This is a genomic window from Rhodococcus sp. D-46 (assembly GCF_011290655.1).
GTDB classification, from domain to species: domain Bacteria; phylum Actinomycetota; class Actinomycetes; order Mycobacteriales; family Mycobacteriaceae; genus Rhodococcus_F; species Rhodococcus_F qingshengii.
The window spans coordinates 114,489-137,669 of the sequence record NZ_JAANTF010000010.1; the positions used below are offsets into that span (position 1 = coordinate 114,489).

General features: G+C 62.1%; 22 protein-coding genes. 13 read left to right on the forward strand and 9 right to left on the reverse strand.

What is annotated here, in order from left to right; genetic code table 11:
• Positions 1–29 precede the first annotated feature (29 nt).
• The 10 genes from G9U53_RS25150 to G9U53_RS25195 all read left to right on the forward strand — a co-directional run bounded on the left by G9U53_RS25150 (position 30) and on the right by G9U53_RS25195 (position 7,979).
• Positions 30–1,577: an AMP-binding protein gene (locus G9U53_RS25150; RefSeq protein ID WP_165639386.1), complete on the forward strand. Its 1,548-nt coding sequence runs from the start codon at positions 30–32 to the stop codon at positions 1,575–1,577.
• Positions 1,507–2,415 (forward strand): enoyl-CoA hydratase/isomerase family protein, encoded by a 909-nt coding sequence (locus G9U53_RS25155; protein ID WP_278251746.1) that lies wholly within the window; start codon positions 1,507–1,509, stop codon positions 2,413–2,415. Before G9U53_RS25150 ends, G9U53_RS25155 begins: the two co-directional genes overlap by 71 nt.
• A complete protein-coding gene (locus G9U53_RS25160) occupies positions 2,412–3,215 on the forward strand; it encodes an SDR family NAD(P)-dependent oxidoreductase (protein ID WP_165639388.1) in 804 nt (267 codons plus the stop codon). Before G9U53_RS25155 ends, G9U53_RS25160 begins: the two co-directional genes overlap by 4 nt.
• 67 nt (positions 3,216–3,282) lie before the next feature.
• Complete coding sequence (locus tag G9U53_RS25165; protein WP_165639389.1) at positions 3,283–3,621, forward strand: muconolactone Delta-isomerase family protein; 339 nt, start codon at positions 3,283–3,285, stop codon at positions 3,619–3,621.
• A gap of 56 nt (positions 3,622–3,677) precedes the next feature.
• Complete coding sequence (locus G9U53_RS25170) at positions 3,678–4,451, forward strand: MBL fold metallo-hydrolase (RefSeq protein ID WP_165639390.1); 774 nt, start codon at positions 3,678–3,680, stop codon at positions 4,449–4,451.
• Between the two features lie 4 nt (positions 4,452–4,455).
• Positions 4,456–5,523 carry a nuclear transport factor 2 family protein gene (locus G9U53_RS25175; RefSeq protein WP_165639391.1) on the forward strand — a complete coding sequence of 356 codons (1,068 nt, stop codon included), beginning with the start codon at positions 4,456–4,458 and terminating at the stop codon, positions 5,521–5,523.
• Positions 5,513–6,280, forward strand: a complete 768-nt coding sequence (locus G9U53_RS25180; protein WP_165639392.1) for an enoyl-CoA hydratase/isomerase family protein — start codon at positions 5,513–5,515, stop codon at positions 6,278–6,280. Before G9U53_RS25175 ends, G9U53_RS25180 begins: the two co-directional genes overlap by 11 nt.
• A gap of 473 nt (positions 6,281–6,753) precedes the next feature.
• A complete protein-coding gene (locus tag G9U53_RS25185; RefSeq protein ID WP_165639393.1) occupies positions 6,754–7,002 on the forward strand; it encodes a hypothetical protein in 249 nt (82 codons plus the stop codon).
• A gap of 411 nt (positions 7,003–7,413) precedes the next feature.
• Positions 7,414–7,626: a ribbon-helix-helix domain-containing protein gene (locus G9U53_RS25190; RefSeq protein ID WP_165639394.1), complete on the forward strand. Its 213-nt coding sequence runs from the start codon at positions 7,414–7,416 to the stop codon at positions 7,624–7,626.
• On the forward strand, positions 7,623–7,979 hold the full coding sequence (locus G9U53_RS25195; RefSeq protein WP_165639395.1) for a type II toxin-antitoxin system PemK/MazF family toxin: 357 nt from the start codon (positions 7,623–7,625) through the stop codon (positions 7,977–7,979). Before G9U53_RS25190 ends, G9U53_RS25195 begins: the two co-directional genes overlap by 4 nt.
• Before the next feature lie 1,603 nt (positions 7,980–9,582).
• Here the strand turns inward: G9U53_RS25195 and G9U53_RS25200 are convergent.
• The 5 genes from G9U53_RS25200 to G9U53_RS25220 form a co-directional block, all read right to left on the reverse strand.
• A complete protein-coding gene (locus tag G9U53_RS25200) occupies positions 9,583–11,367 on the reverse strand; it encodes an Hsp70 family protein (protein ID WP_165639396.1) in 1,785 nt (594 codons plus the stop codon).
• 66 nt (positions 11,368–11,433) lie between these two features.
• Positions 11,434–13,197, reverse strand: coding sequence for an Hsp70 family protein (locus G9U53_RS25205; RefSeq protein WP_165639397.1), 1,764 nt, complete (start codon positions 13,195–13,197; stop codon positions 11,434–11,436).
• Positions 13,194–14,639, reverse strand: a complete 1,446-nt coding sequence (locus G9U53_RS25210) for a dynamin family protein (protein ID WP_165639398.1) — start codon at positions 14,637–14,639, stop codon at positions 13,194–13,196. Before G9U53_RS25210 ends, G9U53_RS25205 begins: the two co-directional genes overlap by 4 nt.
• Positions 14,636–15,118: a hypothetical protein gene (locus G9U53_RS25215; protein ID WP_165639399.1), complete on the reverse strand. Its 483-nt coding sequence runs from the start codon at positions 15,116–15,118 to the stop codon at positions 14,636–14,638. The genes G9U53_RS25210 and G9U53_RS25215 overlap by 4 nt, the downstream gene beginning before the upstream one ends.
• Entirely contained in the window at positions 15,115–16,989 is a 1,875-nt protein-coding gene (locus G9U53_RS25220) for a dynamin family protein (RefSeq protein WP_347570829.1), read from the reverse strand. The genes G9U53_RS25215 and G9U53_RS25220 overlap by 4 nt, the downstream gene beginning before the upstream one ends.
• Before the next feature lie 352 nt (positions 16,990–17,341).
• Here G9U53_RS25220 and G9U53_RS25225 point away from each other — a divergent pair, with 352 nt between their 5' ends.
• Together G9U53_RS25225 and G9U53_RS25230 are read left to right on the forward strand one after the other, a co-directional pair.
• On the forward strand, positions 17,342–17,533 hold the full coding sequence (locus G9U53_RS25225) for a hypothetical protein (protein WP_165639311.1): 192 nt from the start codon (positions 17,342–17,344) through the stop codon (positions 17,531–17,533).
• A 148-nt stretch (positions 17,534–17,681) separates the two neighbouring features.
• A complete protein-coding gene (locus G9U53_RS25230; RefSeq protein WP_165639400.1) occupies positions 17,682–18,941 on the forward strand; it encodes a hypothetical protein in 1,260 nt (419 codons plus the stop codon).
• 339 nt (positions 18,942–19,280) lie between these two features.
• Here the strand turns inward: G9U53_RS25230 and G9U53_RS25235 are convergent, their stop codons facing one another.
• Positions 19,281–19,916 (reverse strand): isochorismatase family protein, encoded by a 636-nt coding sequence (locus G9U53_RS25235; RefSeq protein ID WP_347570834.1) that lies wholly within the window; start codon positions 19,914–19,916, stop codon positions 19,281–19,283.
• 149 nt (positions 19,917–20,065) lie between these two features.
• On the opposite strand from G9U53_RS25235, the gene G9U53_RS25240 reads away from it, so the two are divergent.
• Positions 20,066–21,031 (forward strand): helix-turn-helix domain-containing protein, encoded by a 966-nt coding sequence (locus G9U53_RS25240; protein WP_165639578.1) that lies wholly within the window; start codon positions 20,066–20,068, stop codon positions 21,029–21,031.
• A gap of 160 nt (positions 21,032–21,191) precedes the next feature.
• On the opposite strand, the gene G9U53_RS25245 is transcribed toward G9U53_RS25240, so the two are convergent.
• The 3 genes from G9U53_RS25245 to G9U53_RS25255 form a co-directional block, all read right to left on the reverse strand.
• Entirely contained in the window at positions 21,192–21,719 is a 528-nt protein-coding gene (locus G9U53_RS25245; protein ID WP_165639401.1) for a sigma-70 family RNA polymerase sigma factor, read from the reverse strand.
• Between the two features lie 141 nt (positions 21,720–21,860).
• Positions 21,861–22,193, reverse strand: a complete 333-nt coding sequence (locus G9U53_RS25250; RefSeq protein WP_165639402.1) for a hypothetical protein — start codon at positions 22,191–22,193, stop codon at positions 21,861–21,863.
• A 50-nt stretch (positions 22,194–22,243) separates the two neighbouring features.
• On the reverse strand, positions 22,244–23,176 hold the full coding sequence (locus tag G9U53_RS25255; protein WP_242692716.1) for a C39 family peptidase: 933 nt from the start codon (positions 23,174–23,176) through the stop codon (positions 22,244–22,246).
• Between the last annotated feature and the right edge of the window lie 5 nt (positions 23,177–23,181).

Consider the following 23,181-nt stretch of genomic DNA (forward strand, 5'->3'; position numbering starts at 1 on the left):
TCGGACGCAACTGACCAGAAGGACGACCAATGAAGCAATTTGTCGACAGTTTCTACGACGGCGCCGCCGAATTTCCCGAGCGGGTGTTCGCGATCGACCCGCAGGGGCGTGAATGGACTTACGCCGAAATCGCCTCGGTTGCAGACCGAGTCGCGACCGGAATCATGGCGGCCTGTGTCGCACCTGGATCCCGTGTTGCGATCTTCAGCCCGAATCACGTGTACGGGCTGGCGGTCAACTACGGCATCGTACGTGCCGGATGTGCCTGGGTAGCACTGAATTACCGTATGGGAGCCGCAGCAGTTCGCGAGACGCTTCACGACATCTCGGTCGCCGGCGTCTTCGCTCACACGTCACTGGAGGCAGAACTGGACGGCGTCGATGTCGGTCCGGTGGGCGTAGTCTTGCTGGACGGATCCGGGCTAGCGCACCCGGGACTGGAGGACTGGCTACCCGCGCAGCCTGCGCGCACGTTCCCCTCCAGCGCCCCGGAGGATCCCGCAGCGATCTTGCTGACGAGCGGCACGACCGGCAAACCCAAGGGAATTGTCGTTCCGCACCGTGCATTTGTGGCCATGCTCGAAGACTTCGACGAGATCTTCGATTACCCGGAGCCGCCGCGTCACCTCGTCGTCGCGCCGATCACACACGCGGCGGGCATCTACGCGGCCGCCCTGCATCGTCACGGCGGAACCCACATTCTGATGGATCAAGCCGATCCCGGCGCCATTCTCGATGCGATCGAGCGGCACAAGATCACGACGCTCTTCCTTCCCCCGACACTCATCTACATGATGCTTGCCCACCCGGCTGCGCGAAGCCACGATTATTCGACGCTCCGCACCCTCATCTACGGTGCCTCGCCGATGTCCGCCGACAAAGTCCGTGAAGCCTGGGATGTGTTCGGCCCCGTCATGTTCCAGGGCTATGGGCAGAGCGAAGCACTCATGATCGCTTCGGTGCTCTCCGTTTCCGACCACGCAGAGGCGCTTGCCGATCCGGCCCTCGCGCATCGTTTGGCGAGCGCAGGCCGACACGGTCCGAGTACTGCCGTCGCGATCATGGACGAGAGCGGCTCGCTGGTGAAGACGGGGGAGAAGGGCGAGATCGTCGTCCTCGGCGACATTGTCATGTCCGAGTATCTCGATCAGCCGGAAGCGACCGCAGAGGCCAAGGCGTTCGGCTGGCATCACACGGGGGATCTCGGGTATCTCGACGCGGACGGCTTCCTGTTCGTGGTCGACCGCAAGAAGGACATGATCATCACGGGCGGACTCAACGTCTTTCCAGGTGAGATCGAGCGAATTCTGTTGAGTCACCCCAAGGTACGTGATGTTGCGGTCGTCGGGGTACCTGACCCGAAATGGGGCGAAGCCGTTCACGCAGCCGTCGAACCGAAAGAATGTGGCTCCATCACCGAAGCTGACCTGATCGAGTACTGCCGTCCGCTGCTCGGCGGAGTCAAGACACCCAAATCCGTTGCCTTCGTAGAGACGTTGCCACGAAATGCGACCGGCAAGATTCTCAAGCGCGAAGTCCGCGCTCCATTCTGGGAAGGCCGAGACCGTGATATCTGAGCAAGAATCTGAAAGTGCTTCGAGGGAAATATCGCTGATTCGACGAGGTTCGGCGCTGTGGGCGACCATCGAACGGCCTCACGCGATGAACAGCCTGACACTCGGTGTACTTCGCGGGATCGAGGAAGCCGTCGACGCCGTCGAGGAGTCTCCCGATCTGCGTGCACTCGTGATCGCAGGAAGTGGCCGTGCCTTCAGCGCAGGCGCAGACCTTACGGGAGTGCCCGACGTGACCTCCGCTGAGGGCGGCGCTGACGACTTCCGCAGCTACCTGACGGAGGCGGGCAAGGCTTTCGCCCGGTTGGCCTCATGCCGACGACCAACCATCGCCGCCGTGCATGGTTATGCCCTCGCAGGCGGACTCGAACTCGCCCTCTCCTGTGACATCATCGTGGCCGCGGAGGGTGCCAAACTCGGTGACGGACATGCCAAGTACGGCCAGTTTCCGGCGGGCGGTGCTACAGCCCGCCTTCCCCTGCGGGTCGGGCATGCGTTTGCCAAATACATGATGTTCAGTGGGGCGGTGTTGGACGGCCGTGAGGCCGAGCGCCGTGGTCTGGCAGAGCTCGTCACCGACGATGGCGACCTCGCTGCCACAATCGACCGTCTCGTCGAATCCTTCTCCGCCGCGAGTCCGCTCGGACTGCAGAGAATGAAGGAACAACTCGAACCGACAGTCGTTCCACTCGAAGATCACATCCGGGCCGAACTCGACGTAGCCGTCGAGTACGCCCGCTCAGCTGATCGAGACGAAGGGCTCGCAGCTTTCCTCGAAGGACGAACCCCCGCCTTCGGAAACAACGCATCGGTCAACGATGCCGAGAGGTCACCCGCATGATTCCCACAACACATGAGTCGATTCTGTCCTTGACCGACCGCGTTGCCCTCGTCACGGGCGCGGGTCAGGGGGTGGGCCGCGAAGTCGCGCTGACGTTTGCGCGCAACGGCGCTAGAGCCGTCATCGTCAACGACTTCGACGAAGCACGCGCCGCCTTAGTTGCCCAGGAGGTGGAGTCTGCCGGGGCGCGTGCCGTCGTCATGGCCACCGACATCACCGACTACGACGCGGTCACCTCGGAACTCGGGGCGGCGGTTGGTGAACTCGGCGGGCTGGACATCCTGGTCAACAACGCCGGTAATGCCGGACCGCGTACCGCTGACGCAAGTTTCGACCCCTTTTGGAAAACCTCGCCGGACGACTGGAACGCCTGGCTGGGGACAAATCTGTTCGGGACCCTGAACGTGAGTCGCGCAGCGCTGCCAGCACTTCTCGAATCCGAGGCGGGCAGCATCGTCAACGTCATCTCCGACGCGGGCCGCGTCGGAGAACCCCATATGGCGGTGTACTCCGCGGCGAAAGCTGGGGTCGCCGGCTTCACCCGCGCGCTGGCAAAAGGGACCGGCAGGCTCGGGGTACGGGTCAATGCCGTCTCGCTCGGAAGCGTGCGAACGCCGGGCGTCGAGGCCATGATCGCCGACCCGCAGGCTGTCGAGTCGATGCTCAAGCAGTACGTCATCCGTCGCCTGGGTGAGCCTGCCGACGCCGCGAACATGATCCTGTTCCTGGCGTCCGGCGCCTCCAGTTGGATTACGGGGCAGACGTATCCGGTCAACGGTGGCTATTCGTTCTCGTCCTGACAAAAGTCGAGCCTGTCGAGGGTTCCGGTACGCCATACGACGAAAGGTGAGTACGACTGTGCTGTACATGTTCGAAGCACGACTGAGTCAGGGGCAATTGTCCAACGAGGAATTCTATTCCCGCTGGCTGAGCGAAGCCGAGTACGCCGCGAGCCTTGTGGAGGCAGGTGTCATCAAATCTGCGTACAAGGTTCCCGGCGAACACCGGGTGGTCGTTATCGCCGACCTCGACTCACCGGAACGCATCGACGATGTGATCCACAGCCTGCCGCTGTTCAAGAACGGCCTGTGGCCGCAGGTCCAGCACACCTGGACTCCCTTGCGGCTCTACACCGACTGGACCGAGGATCTCAAGGCTCTCGCCTGCGGCCGGACCCCGATGCGAGCAAAGGACGCCGAGGAATGACGATAAACCGCATCCACCATCTCGACGGCTGCACAATGCGTCCGCGAGGATTGCCAGTGAACGGGCGCGGCATCTTGGTCGGGCACGTCCTCGCAGTGGGGTTGCGGAGCGGTGACGTAGTTCTCGTCGATTCCGGGATCGGACGAGCCGCGCGGCGCGAACCCCGACGAATGCTCGGTGCTGCATTCGTTCACGGGTTTCGGCCCGACCTGAGCGAGTCGGGATCGGTGTTCGCGCAGTTGGTCAACCTCGGGCTAGCCGACCACGTGCGACACATCGTGCTCACGCACCTGGATGTGGACCACGCCGGTGGGCTCTCGGATTTTCCCCGCGCGACCGTGCATGTGCATACGCGGGAATTGGCGGCAGGAAGCTCTGTGCGAGGGTGGAACGCTCGAATGCGCTACAGGACAGCCCTGTGGGGGCACGGACCTCGATTCCGCTCGTTCAGCGACGGCGGAGACTCGTGGAACGGATTCGACGGGGCTCAGGTCCTGGAGGGTCTTACCGACGAGGTGGTGGCGATCCCCTTGCCAGGGCATACGCAAGGTCACGTCGCAGTAGCCGTGCGCTCTGGGGAGAACTGGCTGGTGCATGCGGGTGACTGTTACTTTCACGGCAGTTCGGTCGGACGCGACCGCAACGACGTCCGTTGGGGAGCTGAGCTTTTCGAGACAGTTATGGCCGTCGATCGCCGCAAGGTTGCCGCGAACCACGAACGACTTGCCGAACTCGTCGCCCGCACGGACCGGACGTTCGAGGTGTTCTCTGCGCACGATCCGTTCGAATTCGATGAATGCCGTGCGCCAAACGGCGCGAACGAGAGGTAGGACGATGGAAAAGTCTACAGCGCAAAATGATACGGAACGATCGGCCGAGTCCTTTCTTGCGTTGATCCGAGCCCAGGATGCCTCGGGAATCGTCAGCCGGTTCTCTCCGGAGGCGTCCCTCGTCGTCAACGGACGCAAACAGGATCGGATCCCGTTTGCCGGGACTTACGAAGGCACCGATGCAGTCGGGCAGCTTCTTACACGTATCTTCGAAGCCGTCGAGATCCACGACCTACGTCCACAATTCACGCTGCGTGATGCCTCTGACGAGGTGGGTACGAAGATTGTCTGCTGTCTCAACCTGGTCGGTACGGTGCGATCGACTGGAACGCAGTTCGACCTCGAAATATCGGCAATGGTGATGGTGAACGGTATGGGCGCAGTGGAGTCGGCGCGGGTGTTCTACGACACCGACATCACCCGCCGCGCCTTCGAAGAGAAATCTGACATCGTGTTACGAGACGAGAAGGGAAGTGGAATCAGCGAGGTCTCGCACGCGGTTTCGTACGACCCGAAACAGATCGTGCCCGAAATCTACAAGCTCATCTTCGAGGGAGTTCCCAAGGGCACCAAAGTAGGCTTCGGTGACTTGGCTCGCTCGACGGCCGAATTCGCTCGGCACAACGTCACCAAGCCGCCATCATTTTGGTGGCAATTGGTGAGAAATTTCAACGTGTGGGATCTTTCACGGCAGTCGGCGGCGCTTCGTCCGTATTACTCACCCGGCCTAATTCACATGATCAAGGGTGGGGAGACCGAGGTCGAACTCTGTGGGACCTACCACGGACACCAAGGACTCTCCGACTTCGCGCTGACACTGTTTTCGGACTTGGAGTACGAGGGAGTACCGCCGCAACTCGAGACCATAGCCGAAGGTAATCGATGCGCCGTCCACATGCCCGAAACATTCGTCAACAAGGCGACGGGTACACGGGCAGTGGTTCACATGCTCCACCTCTGGCGTTTCGACGACGTCGGTAGGGTCGTCGAATTCAAGAGTTACAACGACACTTTCGAGATCGTCCACAGCTACGGTCTCGCGGGCTCCGGAGGAGAACTCCGTGACAGTTGACGTAACCTACGGGGAGCGAACCGCCACCGTCACATTCTCGAACAGTGGATCGCTCAACGCACTCGACCTGCACACAGTTCATGATCTCGCCCGTACATTCGAGAGCATCGCGACTCGGGCCGACATCGACGTCGTCGTTCTTGGCGCGGAAGACCCCGGATTTTGCGCGGGCGGCGATCTCGGGTTCGTGGCCGAGCACCTCAACGACCTCAGCTCAGCCGTGGACCAGTTCCTCGACCAAAGCGACGCCCTGATCACCTCGCTCCTCACCATGCCACAGGTCACCGTCTCTGCCGTTGATGGTGTTGCTGCGGGTGCCGGACTGTCACTGGCTGCGGCCGCCGACATCAGTATCTGCTCCGACCGAAGCACGTTCTATCCGGCGTACGCGCGGCTCGGCGTTCCACCGGACCTCGGAGGTTCGGTGACCCTCCCACACCGTCTCGGTTACCGCCGAGCATTGCAACTTCTCCTACTGCACTCGAGCCTCGACGCACGGTCAGCGCACGAATGGGGTCTCGTCGACGACGTCCAACCTCAGGAAGGATTCTCGAAGCATTTGTCCGAGAGGATATTCCGGATTCTCGATCTTGAGCAGTCCGCGCTTCGCGCTACGAAGAGCATGCTCGTCGGAGTTCATGACCTTGAATCGGCGCTCGCTCACGAGCGGCGCCACCTGAAGGTTGCGATGTCGACGCCTTCCTACGCGCACAAAATCAGATCGTTTATCGTTGATGCGGTACACGGTGTGAGCTGACCACCGACGATCTGTCAATCGAGTCAGGTAGTGGCCGTTCCTCCGCGGCCACTGAGCATTTTCGATCGGTTACTGGTTCAGATGTGATTCGGGCACCAGTTGGAGGTCCTCAAAGTTTGGACGACAGTAACCATAGAAACTGGCTGCACTGACCGAATGAGCCTGAGACAACATCTCTGGTGCGATCAGGTTGAGCTTGCGCTTCGCCAGATCGTCCGCGCGATGTACCTATGAGGCATTGTCGACGAACGTCATCGTTTGTTCCTGGCGCTCGATCCGGACTGTTATCAGAGCTGACTGCAGGAGCGTGAACCGGCAGGACGATGCTCCACGCCGGCCTCGGACGGACATCATGGGGGACAGCTCCAGCGAGTGATGGCGGTATCGAGCACACTCAACCTCCTGCTCTGCCAGAACGTGTCGCTGGGCCCCGAACGTGGTTGCCGCGAAGTTGCTCTGCCAGAATTAGGAAGATGACCGACAAAAACGGCAAAAGCAAAGATGCGACTGCAGTAGGTTCCCGTGTGCGAATCACGGTGTCAGGCTCCGATGCCAGTGGCACCGTGGCATGCACGGGTGTGGTGATCGAGGACTACGAGGACATGGTTATTGACCGCGGTTCGGTGGGGCGGGACTGGGCTCCGGTGCATCGGTGGGCGATCGCACTCGATGACGGGCGCCTGATCTTCGCGAACGACGACGACCTGACGCCGGCAGAATAGGGCGCATCGGAAGCCTGGAACGCTTTGCGAGTCCATTCGGCAAGAGCAGCGTCAGACTCTGCTGCCCGAGGCTGTTTGGTGGTCGCCTAGCAAACACCCAGGAAGCGCAGGTCGAAGTGTGCTGTGGTCGGTGCGGCGGAAATCGTATGCAGGTCCCCGGTACGCCCCGCGGGTGAGCAATCGGGCGATGTCGGCCCGGTAAATCTCGTCGGCTTCGGCATGGAGAACGGGATCACTCTCGAGCCACAGGGTTGCAGGATGAATCGGTTCGTCGTACATACGACCGAAGAGTTCGGTACGGACGCCTTTGAGCCAATTTGGCTGCTTCCTTCGAACCGGGTTCGTCTTACTGGCTGAGCTGTGTCGGGGTTATCGGGTTACCGCCAGGTCATACTTTGGTACGCTTAAAGTATGACCACGAAATTTACCATAAGTCTCCCTGACGAGGATGCGCACCTACTCGACGAGTATGTGCGTGATCACGGACTTCGTGGTCGGTCGGCAGGAATTCGAGCTGCGCTCCGCCTTCTCTCGACGTCCGGACTCGAACGTGACTACGCCATCGCCTTTGCTGAAGATGAAGTAGATGAAGTGTGGGACGCTGTCTCGGCAGACACCGAATGATTCGGCGCGCACACATCCACTGGGTGAATCTCGATCCCGCGCAGGGCAGTGAAGCGGCGAAACGACGACCGGCGGTGGTCGTGAGCAACGACCGGGCCAACGCCACTGCGGAAAATCTCGGCAGGGGCGTGATCACCGTGGTTCCGTTGACTACCAATACTGCGCACGTACTTCCGTTTCAGGTGATGGTCGAGCCCGACGAATCAGGTTTGGCGCGAGCGTCGAAAGCACAAGCGGAGCAAGTGCGTTCGGTATCGGTTCGGCGTCTGGATCCTGCACCTGTCGGCAAGGTCGGGATGGCGACTTTCGCCGCACTCGAGGACGCGCTGCGGCTGCACCTCGATCTGCAGTAACTGAGTGGTATGGGACCGGGTGATCGCCTCGATCGTCGGGCGGCGGTTGCCGAAGGCCCTATGTAATCTGCCCGCTCGCTATCTGTTTCCCGTGCCAGCGCGGCAGTGAGAGTGCGTCTGACAGGTGGGAGGGCGACGCGGCTCGATAGTAATTGGTCTCTATGCAGCGAACGAACCGAGGGGCGGAACGCCTAAGGTGTGCTGGTCCAGCCGTCCGGGGTGTGAAGTACTCCGTTCACTCGCACTGGAATAGGGGGTCCTCCGGCGTCCCCTACTGTTCGGCGGCGTATCTCGTCGAGGATTTGCTTGTTCGACATTTGTTGCAGCGACATCCTGGTTGGAGAGAGAGGGCGGTTCTCTTCTTCGGTCATATAGCCGGCGGCGATCAGCACGTCTTGTATGGGCGCATCGAACAACACTGCGACTTGCCGAAGAACTTGCGGGGACGGTGATCGCACGATCGTTGCCCAATGACGCAACAACGACGGATACACCCCTAGCGCCCGCGCAGCCTCCTCGGTACTCTGGTAGCCCCGAGCATCGATCTGATCACGAATCCACGCTCCGAATCCTGTCCGCATGGCCTGTATTTTTTCATGGATCCGTGGACTCGATGTCGGTGTGGCGCTGCTTACTGAATTCTCTAGGGGTTCGTGAGTTTTGACGACCGTACTTCTGTCGTGATGGTGCGAAAAGCTCGGTGGCTAGTCGAGTCGTTCCGACACCGACTCAGGGTGTTGCTCCTACACCGATGTCGAGAAGGACACTCAGCGGCCATTGCGTCCGCGGGTACGGCAATGGCTTCTGACTGGGTATCGGCTGAATCACCAGGGATTTCGTTGGTGTGGTTGCCACCGTGAGCGACGGTCATCTCGGATTCGGGTTTCATCGTCCCTTGGTTCGGCACGTACGCCGCGTGTCCGGTATCGGGGTGCACTACCACCGCCGTACTGCCCGCCTGTCCTGTAATCGCTCCTCGCGGACCTCTGAGTGCCGTCATCGACGGATTCGCGGATGCACCTCTCATCCAGTGTGCACTCCTGACCTCCACGTCTGTCGTCGGAACAGTGGACGAAGATCCCAAACATTGAGCACTGCAGGAAAACTGGCCTCTTGGGTTCGAATTTGGCTAACATCTTGTTGCTGCGGTGATTCTGAGTGGTCAGTTCGTCCGCGCAGGGCCTGCCCTCCGGTTGTTCACTCGCCGGGCGGCGGGCTTCTACCTCGCCCCGATTGTCACACGATCCGAATACGTCGGGTGCGTGGCGACGGTACAGACCCGGCCCTCGTCGGAGAGTGAGGAACTTGGTATGACCGCCAACGGATCATCTGCCAATGCGCTTCGTGATGCGCGGCGGGCACAGTCGAGACGAAAGCTGGCGGCCTTCTCATGTCTCGTCTCTTTGCTTCGAGCGCCGGTTGGTTCTTCGTCCGTGGCGATGGCTTGTTCTGTTCACGATGTGGTGGAGTGCCGGCCGGCTGGGCGAGCGTGATCGTGCGAGGTGAGGCGCGGGTGGGAAGAGTCTTTCGGGATGTGGGAATCGCGGGGCCGTGGTGGTCAAACATTCGTCCTGTGTGGCTCGGCTTTTGGTGGACCGGACAATCAGAGGAGGCCTGTCTTTTTGAAGAAGCTAGTGACAGCAGCGCTGTCGGTCATGCTGTAGACATCGATTGTGAGGCCGGTTTCCATGTTGACGTAACTTCCCGATACTTGTCCGGTGGCGCCGTCACTGATGTTGACTCCTGCTGTGCGGGCGTCGTTTTCGACCAGGGTGTAGTTCCCGTAGTCGTATTCGCGGTATCCGAGAAGTGTCTTTTTCGCTTGTTTCAGGTCGAGGCTGGCTGTGAAGCGATTGCCGTACTCGGAGAAGCTTTCAGCGAGTTGGTTGGATTTCTTGATATCGCAGCTGATCACGAGAGCACCGTCGGTGGTAAAGGTGGATTGCCGGCAGTTTTCGGAGGCACTGCTCAAAGCTGTGGGGAGGGCCGCTTTGACGGTGTCGGCGTCGGTGACCGGTCCGGCAGTCGTGGTCGTTGAGGATGTGCTGCCAGCGGCGGCTGGATTGTCCACGTTCGAGTTGCCCGGTGACGGGCGCAGAACGATCACGGCTGCCACGATTGCGCCGATGACGACGAGAGCGCCGCCGGCGGCAAGGTACTTGAGTTTCTTGGAGCTGGACGGGTTCGACGTGTGAGGTCTTTGGGTGGTGGCGTTGAGAGTGAAGGCGGGTTGCATCTGCCCAGGGGCGGGTTGGGCGTTCGGGCTTGCTCCGCTGCCAGGCGCAGCGAGCCGCGGGTTGGGGTAATCACGTCGAACCCCAGCACCGATGAGTGCGCCCTGGGCGACAACTGTTTTCGGGTCGTCGAGCGTCGCGATCGGCCCGAGGGCAGCGAGTCGTTGATGGACCAGTGGGATCCGTGACGAACCACCCGTCAGGTACAGGGCCGAGAGCTGACTCGGATGAGTGATGCCCGCATCGGTGAGTGTTTGTCGCGTCAAGGCGACTGCACGGTCGACGGCTGCGGCGATGAGGGATTCGAATTCCGGGCGGGTGATGGACAGTGTTTCCTGATGTCCATTTCCGTTGACCGTGATCGTCGCTGACGGGCTCGAGGAGAGCAGTTCCTTGGCTCGCTGGATGGAGTCGTCGAGACTTCGGGTGACGTGCAAGGACGCGGAGGTGCGGATGAAGTGCAGTAGATCGGGATTGCGGTCATTGAGCATGTGATCGACCCACCCTCGTAGTACCGCGTCGAGGTTCTTTCCACCGAGGCTGTTGTCGCCGCGCGCGGCGATGATGTCGAACGAATTGGCATCGGTGGCAGTCAGGACGGCAATGTCGAGGGTGCCGCCGCCGAAGTCGAACACTGCGATCTTCGTGCCGGCGGGCATGGTTTCGGTGCGTGAGTAGTAGTGCGCGGCGGCCCGGGGTTCGGAGACGGTACTGACGCGTCCCGATCCGTAGCCGACTCTGGCCGCAGCGTCGAGCAACACCCCGACCTCGCGTGGTGACCAACCCTCGGGATGGGTCAGGACCAGATGGGAGGGCGCTTGGTCACGGTGGGCGGCGGTGGCACGCCCGATCACCGTGTGCAGGACAGCAGCGACCGGCAACGAGGCGGGGATGTCGTAGCCGTTGACGTGCACCATGCCTTGGCCTACGACGCGTTTGGGGGACGGGATGAAGGCCGCTGGATTCGTCTCGGCCCGATTCAGGGCGACGTCGCCGACATCGATAGTCGCTGGTGATTCCACGAATACGGCCGAACTCATCAGATTGCCCTGGTGGGTCAGAGACAGAGTTTCCACTGCTCCGGTGACAACACCGGTGTGCGCGGCGGCGGTATTCGATGTTCCGAAGTCGACGCTCAGCATCCAACCCGACATGATGTATCTCTTTCCTGTGATTGCTTGTCGACCGCGCTGTGTCGGTCAGTTTCCTGAAGCGGATGTCTATTGGTCGGTGACGGAACAGAACATCCACTGGCCTTCTTCGCGGACGTATTCGACCAGGACCACACCTTCGTCGGTCGTGCCATCTTTATCTGTGACGATCCGCAGACGGACGGAGGCGTTGTCGCCGACGACGTTCGAGGAGATGAATTCCTTGACCGTGATCGTCACGCTGGCGGGCGGGGCTTCATCGGGTTCTGTTGTGGCAGAGACATAGCCGTCGCAACGCATGGATTCGATTGTGGCTTTGTCACCTGCACTGACGGCGGCGAGGTATTCGGTGGTCCGGTCCTGGACCGCGGTGATGTCGTCAGCGGTGCCCGGCGCGCTGTTCACCGTCCGGATGGGCGAGGCGTTGTGCGTGGGGGTGTCGTCGTTCGACCAGGCTGACAGCCATACCGCTAGCCCGACGGCGCAGAGTACGACGAGCATTCCGGCACCGATGAGGACACCGCGCGAGCGGGAGCGCGACGCGGGGGCCACTGCAGCCTCGAATGCTGAGGACTGCGAGCTGTGCGAATGGCCGCGAGTGGGAACGCTGCCGGTACGGGCGGATTCCCCGAACAACGGCGCTCGTGTGGGCGATTGCACACCTGCACCAGCGGAAGTGCTCGATGGAAAAGGGCCGGTCGTTGCATCAGACGATGGTGTGGTGGCGATCAGTGCGCCTTGAACGACCACTGTTTTCGGATCGTCGAGAGTAGCGATCGGACCGAGCGCGGCGATCCGGCTCTGCACCAACGGGATCCGGGACGAGCCGCCGGTCAGGTACAGCGCCGTCAACCCTTGTGGTCCGCTCAACCCTGCGTCCACCAGAGCGGCATGGGTCAAGGTCGCGGCGCGCTCGATTTCCGAAGCGATGATCGTTTCGAACTCGCCGCGGGTCAGGGTGAGGGATTCGCGGCGATCGTGCCGGCTGTCCACCACGGAGATCGTCGCGGACTCGGTAGAGGAGAGGAGCTCTTTGGCGCGGCGGATGGAGTCGTCGAGGGTCCGCAGGGTGTGGGCCGGTGCGACGGTCCGCAGAAAGTGCAGCAGCTCGGGGTTTTCGTCCTGCAGTTGAATATCGACCCAACGGCGCACGAGCGCATCGAGATTCTTACCGCCGAGGCTGTTGTCACCGCGCGCAGCAATGACCTCGAACCTGGCGCCGCTGGTGGCGGTGAGGACAGCGACATCCAAAGTTCCACCGCCGAAGTCGAACACCGCGATCTTCGCGCCCGGCGCGAGGTGTTCGGTGCGGGTGTAGAAGTGGGCGGCCGCACGAGGCTCGGACACTGTTACCACCGAGTCGTTCTGGTATCCCAGGGCTGCGGCCGCTTCGCGGAGAACCTCGATTTCGCGCGGCGACCATCCCTCCGGGTGAGTCAAGACCAGCCTGGCCGGTGGTTGGCCGCGGTGTACTCCGGTCGCCCGATCGAGGGCGAACCGCAGCACTGCCGCGACGGGCAACGAGGCGGGGATGTCGTAGCCGTTGACGTGCACCATGCCTTGTCCGACGACGCGTTTGGGGGAGGGGATGAACGCTGCTGGGTTCGTTTCGGCTCTGTTCAAGGCGACGTCGCCGACGTCGATTGCGGTCGGCGATTCCACGAATACGGCTGAGCTCATCAGGTTGCCCTGGTGCGTCAGGGGCAGTGTTTCTGGTGATCCGGAGCGGATTCCGGTGTGCGCGGCAGCAGTATTGGAGGTTCCGAAGTCGACTGCCAGGACCCACCCTGGCGTCGGGGGCGCCGCGGGTGTGGTGTGGTGTGGTGTGTTCATGCCTGCCTCCGCATGCTCGTGTACGTGCGCACCAGTTCCGCCAAAGCTGCGTCCTCTGCGGCGGTGCGCGTGGAAATCGCTTGCCGCTGAACGTGAACCAGTCGTTCCCCGGCATAGTGGGCGAGCTGCCCGGGGCTGGTCTCGGGGTGCACGCCTAGGCGTTCGGCGTCGGTCCGTCCGGAGAGTAGTCGCGTCAGTTCGGTGACGACGGGCGCGTGCGGGTCCGCGAGCAGCATCCCGCGCAGTGCCCGATACAACAGCACAGTGTGCATCGCCGGATCGTTGCGCACCCAGTCGGTGATGGTGCGGATGTGCTCGCGGGCAGGGTGATTGACGGCGAGGAGGTCGAGTTCGGTGAGGATCCGATCGGCGCGGTGCAGCGCCGCGAAATCGTGTAGTGCACTCTCGACTAAGTACTTCACTTGCGTGATCCCGGAATGTTCGGTGAGCCATCGGTTCACCGCGTGCGCGCCCTGCCCTGCGACGGTGCGGGCGCCGAGGACGCCGTATTCGCCGAGGAGATCGAGTAGGCGATCGCGCATCACTGGCCCGAGCTGTTCGGGGCTTTCCGATTCGAGGAGGTCCATCAACTCCAAGGTGTTCATCGATGCGAGGGTGTGCAGGGCGATGGCGTCGGCTTCGGTGACCTGCCCGGTGTGGCTGCTCTCTGCCAGAAGACCCGCGACCGGCACCACGGTGGCCACGGACTGCGCCAGTCGCTGCGCGAGCTTCTGAGCGTGATTGTGTGCGTGTTCGATCGGGTTACGTTGCCCCAGTGCGCCTTCGCCGAAACTGTCTGCTCGGGAGAGCACACCGAGGGTGTTGAGTGGGGTGAACCCGAGTTGGCGCAGGAATTCGATCTCGTCGGCTCGCGGGGCGCTGTCGAAGAGGAACACGGCACCGTCTGCGTCGACGGACGCGGCGCGGGTTTGGGCGAACCCGTCGATCAAGGCCGCCCTGGTGCGGTGTTCGTTCTCCACGGTCAGTGTCGCGAGCCCGGGAGTATCGACGAGGGTCAGATTCGCCAGTGACTGCGTGGGCAGGTACCGGTGCACGTAGGCGATGTCCGCAGCATCGGCATCGATGCTCACGGAGGTACCGGCGGCGAGTGGGATCGGGTGGCGCTCACCGTCGAGGCCGACGAGTTCGGCACGTGAGGGTGCCCCCGCTTGGTAGATGGTGACGGCGTTGGTTGCTTCCAAGGCTGCGGTTTCAGCTACCGGCGCCCCGATCAGGGCGTTGACCAGTGTCGATTTACCTGCCTTGAGGCGGCCGACGACCACCACCCGTGGCGGCGACCACAAGATCGCACCGATGCGGTTGGCGTGATCGACGAGATCCCCACCGAGTGCGGCGAGGGAGTGCAGACCGCGGTCAAGAGCAGTGCGGACCGCTTGTTGCCGGTCGAACTGCGCGGCATTCGGCGGGTACGACGTGCTCATACGGGTATCGGGTCCGTCGGCGCGATGTAGACAGTGACTTCGGCGAACCGGATGATCCCAGCTGGGCCGACCCAGCCGGGCCGGATCAGGGCAGCGATGGTGCCGATCTGGGCCGGAGTGGCCGCGACCGCGCCGGAGACTGCCTTGTGGTGCGCAGAGTCGAAGAGGGCACCAGGGGCGGCGTCGAGCATGTGGACGTTGACCTGCGCGAGGTCTTCGCGGATCCGTTCACGGGCGGAGGTGCCGCCGTCGAGGTCGTGGATACCGATCAGAGAGGTGACCAGGCGCCGATCCGCGTCTATCGGCAGCCCGTGTGGGACCGCAGTAGGTGCGGGCGCGGTGACGACAAGTGGGCTGTACCCGGCACTGGTGTCATGGTCGGCGGTGGCGGGTGTTCGGGTGGTGCGCAGTATCCAGCCGGCGGCGATGCCTCCGGCACCCACCAGCACAATCAAGACGAGTGTGAGCGTTGAGTTCATGAGATCGTCGCCTTCTCCGAGTCTGACACCGCTGTGGCCGGTGCGGATGTTGATGTGGGCGTGGATAGTCGGGTGATGAGGTTTTCCACTTCCGAGGACCGCGCCGTCACTACCCGCAAGTTGTTGTTGAGGCGCTTGAGCGTCGCATCACGGGTCGCGCCGTCCAGACGTGCAGCTTCCTTCGCGTCGGTCATCTGTTGCTGCACCTCGTCGATGCTGGTGCGCAGGTGTTCGCGGTAGCGGATCACAATTTCTGGCCGCGAGAGCGCCAACGCCCCCTCGAGCATCCGCGAAGTACTGACTTTCGCGGTCGCTACGGTCTCTCGAAGCCATGTCAGCAGGTTCGTCTTTCCTGCTCGCATCGCTTTGTAACCGAGGTTCACCCCGACCCACACGACGCCGGCGATCGCCCCGACTCCGATCAGGGCGCCGAGCATCGAGGTACCGATCATGCCCATTGTCAGCACACTCGGGTCGAGTAGGCCTTGCTTCTTGCTACCGACCTGACCGGTCGTGAGGGGGTCGGATTGCATGGAGGCGATGACATCGGCTTCGATGCTCTGCCACACGGTTTCGGAATCGAAGAGCGGCATCACGATGCCCCGCAGCTGATCGAGGAACACCTGCACCGCCGCGGTCATCGCGGCGAGGAGATCCGCTTCGATCTCACTGGTGAAGACCTGCGGGTTCTTGCGCAGTACTTCCATGCCGGAGGAGTTGATCCGGTCTGTCCACTTCGATTTCACGCTGTCGAGTTGTTCCTCGAGGCTCGTCAAGGCAGCTTGGCGGGCGAAGACGAGGTCTCGGCCGAGGTACTGCTCCCACTGCGTCGACTGCGCTTTCAGTTCGGTGAGCCGGTCCCGTTGCGCCTCCAATTCCGGTAGCGCGCCGGCGCCTTCTTCGGTGACGGCGATGTCCGCGGTGATCTTCGCGTGCACTTTCCGCAGCCCTTCGAGCGCGGTCCGCAGGCCGTCGACCTGGGCGCGGTGGTCCGAATTTAGTGAGCTTTGAATGAGGGTGCGGAGAGCGGTGATCCCGGAGGCGTCCTCGGCGGCGCCTCGGCGTGTCGGATCTGCAATATCGGCGGCCGCGAGAGCGCGGACACTCGAGACCCCGAGCACGGGGATGGTGCGGCGTAGATGAGTACGAAGCAGGCGGCGGTTTTCTTCCACGATCGGTTTCCACCGGCGCAGATTCTTGTCCGTTTTCGTCACCACCACGATCACCGCTTCCACGGTCGCAGTGCAGGTTCGAATGAACTCCATCTCCGGTGCGGTCAGCGGGGAGGTGGCATCGCAGACGACCACGATGACGCCGGCCTGTTGCGCCGACTGCACCGACAGTTGCGCACGGACTGCGTCGAGTCCACCGGATCCGGGGGTGTCGACGACGACGAGACCTTGCAGATGAGGGGAGGAAACGGGCACGATCGCCCGGGTCGGGAGCACCTCGCCTTGTGTGTCGGCGACATGACGGCCCGCGGCGCTGATCCAGTCCGCGACCTCGTCGAATCCGATGCGGCGTAGCGCGCCGGGGAACACCAGATCCGCCGAACCTGGCGGATGTGGAGCACCGGCGGGCACCAGTGAGATCGTTGCAGACGTGGTGACATCGACATCGACAGGTGAGACACCCCGAACCCCGACGAGGGCGTTGACCAGTGAGCTCTTACCTCGATTGACCTCACCGACGACCACCACGGTCCGCTGATCGTGCCCGCCGGACGTTTTTGCAGCCGCGGCATCGGCTGTCGCCGTGAAGCCGTACGTGCGCAGGATTTTCGTCGCACCGGCCAAGGTGGATTCCGTCTGGCTGCGCATGTCGCTGCCAGCGTCCGCTGCGACAACCGCAGATTCGTCGGACTCCGCCACCTTCTGCCCCCTTCATCGCTCGTCCGACCCGGTGCACGACGTGTCGTCGCCCAACCGCCCACCCAGGGAAGCGAGCCGTCCGCCTCGCGGACAAAACCTTATCCGAGGTGAGCGCACAGTTTGTGCGGTGCATTCACAAAGTCAGATGCGCACAACGAGCGGAAAGTTCCCCCGAAACCCGAACGAAATTCAGCAGCCACATCCAGGCGGGTGATCGCACACTGACGAACGCGGATCACACCCGCCGCGCAGCGGATCCCCATCTTCGATTCGGAAGGGGCTGAGAAGGCCTGTGTTCGGATGGATCCTCCGCGACGGTGCCGATGGGAGATTTCTGCTGCATACTGCCTGGATGACTGATCGCTTCGATGAAGAGCTGATGATGTTGGCTGACATCCGAGCGTATCTCCGCACCGCGGAAGGCCCGGATTTCCCCATCTCGACATCTGTGATCGACCGAGTGCTCGACGAACGCAACAGCGCCCGCCTCGGACGATCTGCGGAATCCGATATCGGCCTGCCAGTCGACGAGCAGCAAGGATGAGTGCTCTCCACGAGAGACATCACTGAAGCAGATGAACAAATTTCGGGGCAGTGGGAACAAAACCCGCCGCCGTCTCATCTGATTGTCGAGGTTCCTTACCTGGTCGGTTCGGCCGGTTCAGGTCGATCACGCGGTAATGAGTGGGGACATGACAGTTCTGAGAGAGGGAAAGATGCGCGCGAAAACCTTTGCGCCGTTGGCAGCAACGGTAGCGGCAATCGTGTTGGTGACTGGATGCTCGCGCACCAGCGAAGGCCAGGCGAACGCCGAAAGTGAGAGCGGAAGCAGCGCGACCGTCGCTGCCCAGGGCGCAGCACCTGGGGAGATGGATCCCGGAACGTACCGCACCACTCCTCAAGCCGACTTCGGGACCGTGACCAGCGTCAACTCCGGCCGCTACGTCGAAGGGCAGCGGATGGCCGAATTCGTCGTCCTCCCCACCGAACTCGACCCGCTGCTGACGGGCCCAGTGGGGATGTCGACGTACGTCATCAAATCCGGCACCGCACTGAGCGTCCTGCTGACAGGTAAGTCGCCGGACATCGCCGAACGCGAAGGCATGTTGACCGGGTTCTCCACCTCCCGCTCCTACGAAGACAAGAAAGCGGACAAGTCCATCGTGCACGCTGTATTGCGGTTCCCGGACGCAGAATCAGCGCAACGGGCAGCGGCAGATATGTCCGCCGATGACGCGCTTCCCAGCGAGTACTTGCGTGGCGGGGTACCTACGAGCATCGACATCCTGCCGGACACACTGACCACCACTCGTGAGAGCTCCGACGGTACGTTCAGCTCGAATTCGTTCACCCCGCACGGGCAGTACATCATCTACACATGGGCCAGCGCTCCGATCGCAGAGAAGGACTGGACGGCGCAGATCACCGCGAAAGCCCTCGAACAACAGGGCCCGATGATCGACAAGTTCCCTGCGACCGCAGCCGATAAGTTTGCCGAACTGCCGATGGACATCGACAACGTGTTGGTGCTGACGATCCCGGAGGACGACGGCAACCGCACTACCAGCTCCGACGCCGTCTACGGGCCTCGTGGGTCGGCGCACTTCTCGACCAATCCGACACTGACGCTGGACTTCATGGACAAATCCGAGACGACGTTGATGGCACGTTCGGGAAGCAATGTCTATCGATCTGAAAGCGCTGACGGCGCAGCGACGCTGTTCGATTTGTTCAAAGGGGACATCGTCGACTCCGAAGGATTCACTCCATCCGCCAACCCGCCCGGTGTCCCGAACGTGGCCTGCTTCACCAAGGACAGTCCGCAAGGAACGTACAACTACTGCATCGTCCACCAAGGGCGGTACCTCGGTGAAATCAGTGCTCTCGACGACGAGACGAAGGTCCACCAGATGACCACCGCGCAGTACAAGATCCTCGAATCCGCGAAATAGTATCTACTGCAACAATATCCGGTGTACACCTTGGGGGTGTACACCGGATATTGTTGCTGAGGTGACGGAGGCCGCTGGGTTGACTCGTGTGGGCCGGGTTCAGCCTCCACGTAGCGTCAAAGCCCCTCGGGGGGAGGCTTCCGTTTCCCGCGGAGGCGCGGGAGTGCTGAGAACAGACTAAGCGGTCGCAGCTTCGCGTTGCCTGCCGGCGTCGCCGTCCGCGTTCATTGGACTGATCAGCCTTGAAGTGTCGCGGCATCCGAGGGGCTAAGATAAGTCGCCGGTATCGGCGGGGAGTCGAAATGTCTTAAACTGTTGTCCCGGTGCGGCATTGGTAAGTCAGTTGGAGGCTGACTCGCGTCCCTGGATGGCTGAGACGACAAGATTGCTCTTGGGTAAATTCGTTCCGGAATTTACGGCCTCGACCCATTCGCTTGTTGTTGCGACGGCGGCGAAGTTCGATTGCAGAAGAATCATGAGGGTCTCGTGTAGCGACTGCGCTGATACCTGACCTGCTTCGTTGGCCAGATGGATCGCACCGCTGGCATCGGAGATGATTTCGGCGGCGAACCCGAGCGCCTCTGCTTCCACGGCGGTGCCGAGGTCGCAGTTGTTCGTCATGTACCCGACGATCGTGATGGTGTCGACGTCCTTCGTGCGCAGCCATTCGGCGACATCTGTGCCGGCGAAGATACTCGCGTACTGCTTGTGAACGCGCTTGGTTGCCGAATCGATGTGACCCTCGAGTGCCGGGTGAAGCGACCATCCGGGGGTGCCTTCGACAAAGACCGGGGCGCCGTCGGGCATTCGATGTTGCACGATGACGACGGGAAGGTCATTCGCGCCGGCAACCTTGACGGTGTTGAGTATGTTTGCCAGCGATTCCTCACGCGGCGGATATTGAATCTCCAGAGGGCCGTCGAAGTACTCCTGCTGGACGTCGACGACGATAAGGGCACGGCGAGGTGTAGGCACTTTCATCACTCCTGGAAGATCGGCCGGATTCAGTTTCGCGTCGGTGTCCCTGACGCTCATCTTCCATTGTTCGGTGGTCTCTATGAATCGGTGAGTGGCACGGGTGCATACTTTCGATGACTTTGCGCCAAGCAGCGGGGGAGACCGAGATGCGAATTGCCGTGTACGCGTTCGACAGCATCACGATGTTTCACCTCGCGGCACCGCTGATGGTGTTCGGTGAGCTAGGCCGACTCGGAATTGCACGTGATTGGGAAACCAGGTTGTGGTCCGATCGCTCGGGTCCGGTGCGGACCGCAGAGGGATACTCGATCGCAGATGTGGCGGGACCGCGGACGCTCGATTGGGCGGACATCGTGATCATTCCCAGTTGGCCGCTACCACTTTCACCGATCAGCGAGACGTTGCGAGCGAAGCTTCGCCAGTCACACGCTCGCGGTACACCGATCGTGGGGCTGTGTCTCGGCGCTTTTGCCGTCGCCGACGCCGGGATCCTCGACGGCCGAGCGGCCGTTACGCACTGGGACATGATGCCCGCCCTCGCCGAACGCCATCCCAGCATCCGCTTGGACGAGTCGGTGCTTTATGTCGACCACGGGGATGTCATGACGTCCGCGGGGACGGTGTCGTCGGTCGACGCTTGTCTGCATCTGGTGCGTAAGCACCTCGGATCCGCAGTTGCCACCCGTGTGGCGCGAAACCTGGTCGTTGCGCCGCATCGAGAGGGTGGCCAGGCTCAGTACATCGAGAGACCACTCGCGGAGCCTGCGGGCGATACAGCTGTTGCGGATGTACTGGAATGGGCGCTACGACGACTGGGCGAACCACTTTCCGTTGACCGTCTCGCGGGTCAGGCTCGAATGAGTCGTCGAAGCTTCATTCGGCAATTCCGCCTCGTTACTGGCACCACTCCTGCACGATGGGTTCTCCAACAACGTCTGAGCGAGGCTCGAGTGCTTTTGGAGACGACCGATTGGAGTATCGACGCTATTTCTGTCGCGTGTGGGTTCGGAAGCGTAATCACCTTTCGGCAGAACTTCGCATCCGCGTTTGCGATCACACCTTCGTCGTACCGGAAGCAGTTCGCAGACCACCCTCTCAGGGGTTCCGGATAAAATGCGACGTCGGTTGGGTAGAGAGGTGAACGCTCAGGTAACAAATGTGACCATCCCGCGTCTCCCACTTCGCGCGTCAAGGGTAGGCCAGGCCGTCCCTGGTCGGACCGCCCTCCGCTGACGATCCACCGCCCTCACAAGTACCTGGATTTGAGAATTGTCAGCCGGTGGATGGGGCGAGTGCGGTGACGAGTTGTTTCCGGGCGCGGTTGATGCGGCTTTTCACTGTCTGGACGCCGACGCCTTGGTGTTCGGCGATGTCCGCGTAGGAGAGTTCTGCGAATTCGCGGAGCACGATCGCGACCCTGAAATCTTCCGGAAGCTCAGCAAGGGCTGTACGGACCGCGTCGACGTCGGCGACGCGGTCTGCAGTCAGCGAGGCGGGATCGTGCAGTTCGACGAGATCGTCCGGTGCAGTCGGGTCTGGGGTACGCCGTCGAATTGTTGCCAAGGCTGCGTTCGCGGCGATGCGGTGCAGCCAGGTGCTGAATCTGGCATCTCCGCGGAAGCGGTGCAGGTTCTGCCAGGCCGCGGTGATGGCGTCCTGGAATGCGTCCTCCGCGTCGTGATGGTTCCCGGTGATCTGCAGGCATACAGCCCACGCGTGGGTGCGATGTCTGCCGACCAATTCGCCGAAGGCGCGGCTGTCGCCTTCGCGGCACAGCTGCAGTAGCGCGGTGTCGTCCATCGGTCCCCTCGGTTGGTCAGCGGTCAGAATATATGCCACAGGTTGCCGAGGCATGACACGGCCGATCACCTGTCCTTTTTGTGAGGATTCAGTCGGCGCGAGAGACGTCCTGGGTGGCTGACGCCGCGGGCGGCGCTGATGTCACACGCCGTCTCCGAGATCGATGTCATCGTTGATGTCCTCGTCGTCGCTGTCGTCGGGGACATCGACGTCTCCGAAGTGCTCGAGGTCCGGGTGAGCATCGCCGCTGTCGCTGCTCTCGGTGTCGTCGTCGAACGTCCCGATGTCGTCAACATCGTTTCCGGGGCGCACGGTGTCGTCCATCGGTGGGGCGAGTGTGTCGTCGGTAGGGGCGCTGTCGGGGTCGAGCGCATACACGAGGGCCGCGGACCACACGTCTTCGGGCGGTTCCGGCAGCAACGACTCGCGTGGAATGCCGAGTTCGTCGAACAGACTGCCTTCGTCACCGGACATTGCGGATCTCACTTTCTCTGATCATTCGGCCGCGGCGTGCGTGCGGTGAGTCATCGATGCGTCAGGGTAATGATCGCCCACGGCCTCGGAGCCAACGCAGCGACGGTCGGATCTACGGTGGAATCGGCGAGGTCAGCATCCGGAGCATCGGCAACGAGCATCTCGTGCCCGGAGTCGGACCACGCATCCTCGAACCTGTCGATGGGCACCTCGAGTTGGTTGCCGTCGGGATGGCCAGGGTCGGAGAGGATGACCACGCCACGTTCGGTGTCGATGCCGGCGACCACGAGAGCATGATCCGGGGTGTCGTCTTCGACGGTTTCCTCACCGGGATACCAGATCTCACCGGAATCGACCATCGTGACCACCCCGTACCCGTCGGACAGTTTCTCCTCCAGATCGCTGATCGAACTGCTTTCGAGATGGCACGGCACCCCTTGGTCCTCCATGAGGATTTCCATGCTCTTCGACGTCATCCCTTGCGACGGATCACCGTTCGGGAACAAACCGAGCTCGAGTGCACGATCGACGAGCTGCTGCGGGTCGCTGATGTCGAGGCCCGTGTATTCGGAAACGATCTGAGCAACAGAGGACGGGCCGCAGTATCCGTCGACCTCCTGGTAAAACCAATCCGCCGTCCATGCGGTGGGCGTTCCGTATGTTCCGTCGTCAGGGCCTGGGGTTCCGTCGGTCGCTGGTGTCGGTGCCTCGGACGGGTCGGGAAGTGAGGCATCGTCATTGGTCGGGATCGGAGCGGGCGGGGCAGCGTCTGGTTCGATGTCGTTGTCGGGGACGGTCATAGCGGGCATGGACGGCATCGCATTCGGACTCGTCACCGAGTCGGGAGTGTCGTCCCACATTGTCGGCATCGCCGGCATGTCGATCCCTGCACTATCCCCGAGGAAATCGGCCCCGTCATCCGTCGGCGTCGGATCGCCAGCGTAATCGGTGTCGGCTAGGTCGGTGCCGAAATTCTCGTCCATGTCTA

What these genes read in the sequence shown, in the direction of transcription:
- G9U53_RS25155 (WP_278251746.1), top strand. Translation starts at nt 1,507, where the DNA reads ATGCGACCGGCAAGATTCTCAAGCGCGAAGTCCGCGCTCCATTCTGGG.
- G9U53_RS25200 (WP_165639396.1), bottom strand. Translation starts at nt 11,367, where the DNA reads ATGTCGGGTTGGATGCTGAGCGTCGACTTCGGAACATCGAATACCGCC.
- G9U53_RS25185 (WP_165639393.1), top strand. Translation starts at nt 6,754, where the DNA reads ATGACCGACAAAAACGGCAAAAGCAAAGATGCGACTGCAGTAGGTTCC.
- G9U53_RS25210 (WP_165639398.1), bottom strand. Translation starts at nt 14,639, where the DNA reads ATGAGCACGTCGTACCCGCCGAATGCCGCGCAGTTCGACCGGCAACAA.
- G9U53_RS25255 (WP_242692716.1), bottom strand. Translation starts at nt 23,176, where the DNA reads ATGGACGAGAATTTCGGCACCGACCTAGCCGACACCGATTACGCTGGC.
- G9U53_RS25250 (WP_165639402.1), bottom strand. Translation starts at nt 22,193, where the DNA reads ATGTCCGGTGACGAAGGCAGTCTGTTCGACGAACTCGGCATTCCACGC.
- G9U53_RS25160 (WP_165639388.1), top strand. Translation starts at nt 2,412, where the DNA reads ATGATTCCCACAACACATGAGTCGATTCTGTCCTTGACCGACCGCGTT.
- G9U53_RS25230 (WP_165639400.1), top strand. Translation starts at nt 17,682, where the DNA reads ATGACAGTTCTGAGAGAGGGAAAGATGCGCGCGAAAACCTTTGCGCCG.
- G9U53_RS25240 (WP_165639578.1), top strand. Translation starts at nt 20,066, where the DNA reads ATGCGAATTGCCGTGTACGCGTTCGACAGCATCACGATGTTTCACCTC.
- G9U53_RS25195 (WP_165639395.1), top strand. Translation starts at nt 7,623, where the DNA reads ATGATTCGGCGCGCACACATCCACTGGGTGAATCTCGATCCCGCGCAG.
- G9U53_RS25150 (WP_165639386.1), top strand. Translation starts at nt 30, where the DNA reads ATGAAGCAATTTGTCGACAGTTTCTACGACGGCGCCGCCGAATTTCCC.
- G9U53_RS25190 (WP_165639394.1), top strand. Translation starts at nt 7,414, where the DNA reads ATGACCACGAAATTTACCATAAGTCTCCCTGACGAGGATGCGCACCTA.
- G9U53_RS25245 (WP_165639401.1), bottom strand. Translation starts at nt 21,719, where the DNA reads ATGGACGACACCGCGCTACTGCAGCTGTGCCGCGAAGGCGACAGCCGC.
- G9U53_RS25165 (WP_165639389.1), top strand. Translation starts at nt 3,283, where the DNA reads ATGTTCGAAGCACGACTGAGTCAGGGGCAATTGTCCAACGAGGAATTC.
- G9U53_RS25225 (WP_165639311.1), top strand. Translation starts at nt 17,342, where the DNA reads ATGACTGATCGCTTCGATGAAGAGCTGATGATGTTGGCTGACATCCGA.
- G9U53_RS25205 (WP_165639397.1), bottom strand. Translation starts at nt 13,197, where the DNA reads ATGAACACACCACACCACACCACACCCGCGGCGCCCCCGACGCCAGGG.
- G9U53_RS25215 (WP_165639399.1), bottom strand. Translation starts at nt 15,118, where the DNA reads ATGAACTCAACGCTCACACTCGTCTTGATTGTGCTGGTGGGTGCCGGA.
- G9U53_RS25175 (WP_165639391.1), top strand. Translation starts at nt 4,456, where the DNA reads ATGGAAAAGTCTACAGCGCAAAATGATACGGAACGATCGGCCGAGTCC.